Annotated in this window: 3 protein-coding genes; 2 read left to right on the top strand and 1 reads right to left on the bottom strand. The window is 43.5% G+C overall.

From position 1 onward, the window contains the following. Positions 1-599: 599 nt before the first annotated feature. Entirely contained in the window at positions 600-2837 is a 2238-nt protein-coding gene (locus PAE54_RS12225; protein WP_326519636.1) for an NADP-dependent isocitrate dehydrogenase, read from the top strand. 337 nt (positions 2838-3174) lie between these two features. Continuing rightward, positions 3175-3714, top strand: coding sequence for a cysteine peptidase family C39 domain-containing protein (locus PAE54_RS12220; RefSeq protein ID WP_273777084.1), 540 nt, complete (start codon positions 3175-3177; stop codon positions 3712-3714). 93 nt (positions 3715-3807) lie between these two features. On the opposite strand, the gene PAE54_RS12215 is transcribed toward PAE54_RS12220, so the two are convergent. After that, positions 3808-4200, bottom strand: a complete 393-nt coding sequence (locus tag PAE54_RS12215) for a carboxymuconolactone decarboxylase family protein (RefSeq protein ID WP_326519635.1) — start codon at positions 4198-4200, stop codon at positions 3808-3810. Positions 4201-4387: the final 187 nt, after the last annotated feature.

Here is a 4387-nt window from a genome sequence, read left to right as displayed (position 1 = left end):
CATAGAACACTCCTTAACCCTAGTGCTATGACTAGGTCTTAATTGAGAAGTGTCCGTTTTAATTGGGGGCTATTACAGAGGGAGCGTGTAGGGGATATGAAATATTTAGTACGTAAAATTTATGGTGCATAGCATCCCTCATGATTTCGTAGCCAAGACGGATTTAATTCCATCAGAGATACTTCATTTTGAGCGTGATCAAGCTGAAGAGAATTTTTCTGTGCGTGGTTTTTGAGTAAGCAATGACCAGGTTCTATAGCCTGCGCTTTGTTGAGGATTCCGGGGTGCTTGTACTGCCTTTGTTGTATAGCCTTCTATCAATTTGATAACTGCTAAACAGAGATGAATAGCGATGGCAGATGTGACTGATGTTGTCGATCATTTCGGAAAAACTTGAGCTTTAGACACGAATTTCAGTACTAAAAATGATCGGATAAGGTTGGTATTTTTTTTTGAAATGTTGGTATCACAAGATTTGTTATTGACTGAAATGCCTTGAGAGCCGATACTTTCGAGGTTTTATTTAAGCAAATCAGTTCGTAGAGCTGGGCCAAAAGTCTGGTTCGCCAAAACTCAATTTAACACAAGGGGCTACACATATGGCTGGTGGAAAGTCAAATATCATTTACACACTGACTGATGAGGCGCCATTGTTGGCGACTTATTCGCTACTGCCGATTATTGAAACCTTTACTAAGCCAGCCGGCATCGAGATCACCAAAAGTGATATCTCTGTAGCCGCACGTGTGCTCGCAGAATTCTCTGATTACCTGACAGATGAGCAGAAGGTTACTGACAATCTTGCAGAGCTGGGCCGTCTTACACAGGACCCGGACACAAATATCATCAAGCTCCCTAACATCAGTGCGTCTGTTGGCCAGTTGACGGCCTGCATCAAAGAATTGCAATCCAAGGGTTATGCGCTTCCTGACTATCCGGAAAACCCAACAACTGAAGAAGAAAAGGCACTTAAAGTACGTTATGGTAAATGCCTAGGTTCAGCGGTAAACCCAGTATTGCGTGAAGGTAACTCTGACCGTCGTGCACCTGCCGCAGTGAAGAACTATGCTAAAAAACACCCGCATTCAATGAGCGAGTGGAAGCAATGGTCACAAACTCACGTTTCGCATATGCAAGAAGGTGACTTCTACCACGGCGAAAAATCAATGACACTTGACCGTGCGCGTAACGTGAAGATGGAATTGATCACTAACAGTGGTGAAACTATCGTTCTTAAGCCAAAAGTTGCGCTTCAGGATGGTGAGATCATTGATTCAATGTTCATGAGCAAAAAAGCCCTTTGCGACTTCTATGAGAAAGAGTTAGAAGATTGCCGCGAAGCAGGTATTTTGTTCTCGCTACACGTAAAAGCGACCATGATGAAGGTTTCTCACCCGATTGTATTCGGGCACTGTGTGAAAATTTACTACAAAGATGCATTTGAAAAGCACGGTAAACTGTTCGACGAATTAGGCATTAACGTCAATAACGGTATGGCTAATCTTTACGAAAAGATCGAGAGCTTGCCTGAATCACAACGTGACGAAATCATCCGTGACTTGCACGCTTGCCAAGAACACCGTCCTGCACTTGCAATGGTGGATTCAGCAAAAGGCATCACCAACTTCCACTCACCTAACGATATCATCGTAGATGCTTCTATGCCTGCCATGATTCGTTCTGGCGGTAAAATGTGGGGTGCTGATGGTAAACAGTACGACTGTAAAGCAGTCATGCCGGAATCGACTTTCGCACGTATTTACCAAGAAATGATCAATTTCTGTAAGTGGAATGGTAACTTCGACCCTCGTACCATGGGTACTGTGCCGAACGTTGGTTTGATGGCGCAAAAAGCAGAAGAATACGGTTCACACGACAAGACATTTGAAATTCCTGAAGCAGGTATTGCCAACATCACCGATCTTGAAACAGGTGAAGTGTTGATGTCGCAAAACGTTGAGCAAGGTGATATCTGGCGTATGTGTCAGGTGAAAGATGCACCGATCCGCGACTGGGTAAAACTTGCTGTGACTCGTGCACGTAATTCTGGCATGCCAGCGATCTTCTGGCTTGACCCATACCGTCCACATGAAAATGAGTTGATCAAAAAAGTTCAGAAATATCTGAAAGACCACGATACGACTGGTCTTGAGATCCACATCATGTCACAAGTGCGTGCAATGCGTTATACGCTTGAACGTGTCGCACGTGGTCTTGATACCATTTCTGTAACAGGTAACATTCTACGTGACTACCTCACTGACTTGTTCCCGATTATGGAGCTAGGTACTTCTGCTAAGATGCTTTCTATCGTTCCGTTAATGGCGGGCGGTGGTATGTATGAAACAGGTGCAGGTGGTTCAGCACCGAAACACGTACAGCAACTTGTTGAAGAAAACCACCTGCGTTGGGATTCTTTAGGCGAGTTCTTGGCACTTGCTGCTTCTTTAGAAGAAATGGGCATTAAAGAAAATAATACTCATGCAAAATTACTTGCGAAGACCCTAGATCAAGCGACTAGCAAATTGCTCGACAACGACAAATCACCTTCACGCCGTACGGGTGAGCTCGACAACCGTGGCAGTCACTTCTATCTAGCAATGTATTGGGCTCAAGAGCTTGCTGCACAGGATGAAGATGCTGAGTTGAAAGCGAAATTTGCTCCTCTTGCTCAAGCTTTAGCTGAAAATGAAGAGAAAATTGTTGCTGAGCTTGCACAAGTTCAAGGTCAACCTGCTGATATCGGTGGTTACTATGCTGTTGATCAAGCAAAAGTGAATGCTGTGATGCGCCCAAGCGCAACGTTTAACACAGTGCTTGCTTCTGCTGCAGTGTAAGATGTAATCGGTTTAAATATCGATGAAATCAAAAAAGCCGGTGCATTTGCACCGGCTTTTTTATTGCTAATTTTTGCTGAATCAATAGATGAGATCAGTTTAATTCTATCTGTATTGTATGGGAATGGATGAGATGGCAAGGTGATTTTAAGGTAAATGTTTTAAGCGTTGAAGAGAGCTACACAGCAGTAAGACAAAGCCAGTGAAGTGATTCAGACTCAAATATTTTCAGAAAGATTGAAAAATGAGGCAGGATCAGTCAATTCAAGAGAATCCGCTGATTTCTGTTGATAAAATAGTATCATAAACGATTCACTCAAATTCTGGACTTAAAGCTATGGCCATGACGATGCCTGATTCATTGCTGAATCTCGAAGCTAACTGTGGAGTGTTTGCGGTATGGATGGTGTTACAGCACCATGGGGTACAAATCGCAATGAGCGAGCTGATTAAGCTATGCCGCCATGATTATCAACAGGGCACTTTTACCATAGCCCTAGCCGTGGCATTAAAGAAAATCGGGTTTGAGGTGGCTTTTCATACCGATCCTGATCCCAATATCGATAAAACCGAACGGCAGAGTTATACCGAAGCAAAAGCCTTGCGCATTCCGATTCAGGCTGCTTTAAGTTATGCCGATATTCAGAATGAAATCAAGCGTGGCAAAATGGTGATTGTCTACTATGACACGCTGGACGGCGTGGGGAATCAATCCCTAGTTTATTCGATTGATGATCAGGAAATTTGTTTCTTTGATAATTTTGAACCGATGTCTGCCCAAGTATTTGAGCAACAACGTCGAGCAGATGGGATCTGTCGACAAGCCATTGTGATTGATGACCGTCATGCCAAGATTCAGACGCCGGTAATAAGTTAATGTAAATATCTCCATCTAGACTTTAGCGTTTTCTGGTTTGTATTCTAAAGTCTAGCTGCAAGATCAAAATCAAATCCAGGCAGAGCAAGATGTTTAATCTTGCTTGGACTGTTGATATTCAGTGATGACTTCTAGGGCTGCGCGAAAGGCTTCTTGTGCAGCAGGGGCGCCACAGTACGGCAAGCTATGCAGCAAGGTTTCCTGAATTTCTTCCACTGTGCAGCCATTGTTCAGTGCACCACGTACATGACCTTTAATTTCGGTTGGTGCTTTTAGAGCCGTCAGCATTGCTAGAGTAATGAGCGAGCGATATTTACGCGGCAATACGCCTTCACGCTGCCAGGTTGAGCCCCAGGCATGTTCATTGATCCAGTCCTGTAAAGGTTGAGTGAACGGTACGGTATTGTCTTGTGCACGTTTGACAAAAGCTTCCCCCATCACTTCAGTACGTACTTGTAAACCATTTTTATAATCTTCTTGTGACATGCTGTTCTCTGTTCAAAATAAAACTGAGCAATAATTTAACCGAAAAAAATGCGGAGCTGTCCGAGAAATAGATCAGTTGTGACTAAGGTATAAAAAAGCCCTCTTGTGAGAGTAATGCCAGTCAGTTAAGAAATTGACTGGCATTTTCTTGGGTATTTCTGTGGTTTTAGCTTCACAACCCTGGGAC

This window comes from Acinetobacter minutum, assembly GCF_035916735.1.
Taxonomy (GTDB): domain Bacteria; phylum Pseudomonadota; class Gammaproteobacteria; order Pseudomonadales; family Moraxellaceae; genus Acinetobacter.
Note: the sequence above shows the minus strand (reverse complement) of the source record. Positions and strands in the feature narration are given on the sequence as shown.

Bases quoted from the DNA above. Each gene is read 5' to 3' on its own strand.
- PAE54_RS12215 (WP_326519635.1), bottom strand. From the start codon at position 4,200: ATGTCACAAGAAGATTATAAAAATGGTTTACAAGTACGTACTGAAGTG.
- PAE54_RS12220 (WP_273777084.1), top strand. From the start codon at position 3,175: ATGGCCATGACGATGCCTGATTCATTGCTGAATCTCGAAGCTAACTGT.
- PAE54_RS12225 (WP_326519636.1), top strand. From the start codon at position 600: ATGGCTGGTGGAAAGTCAAATATCATTTACACACTGACTGATGAGGCG.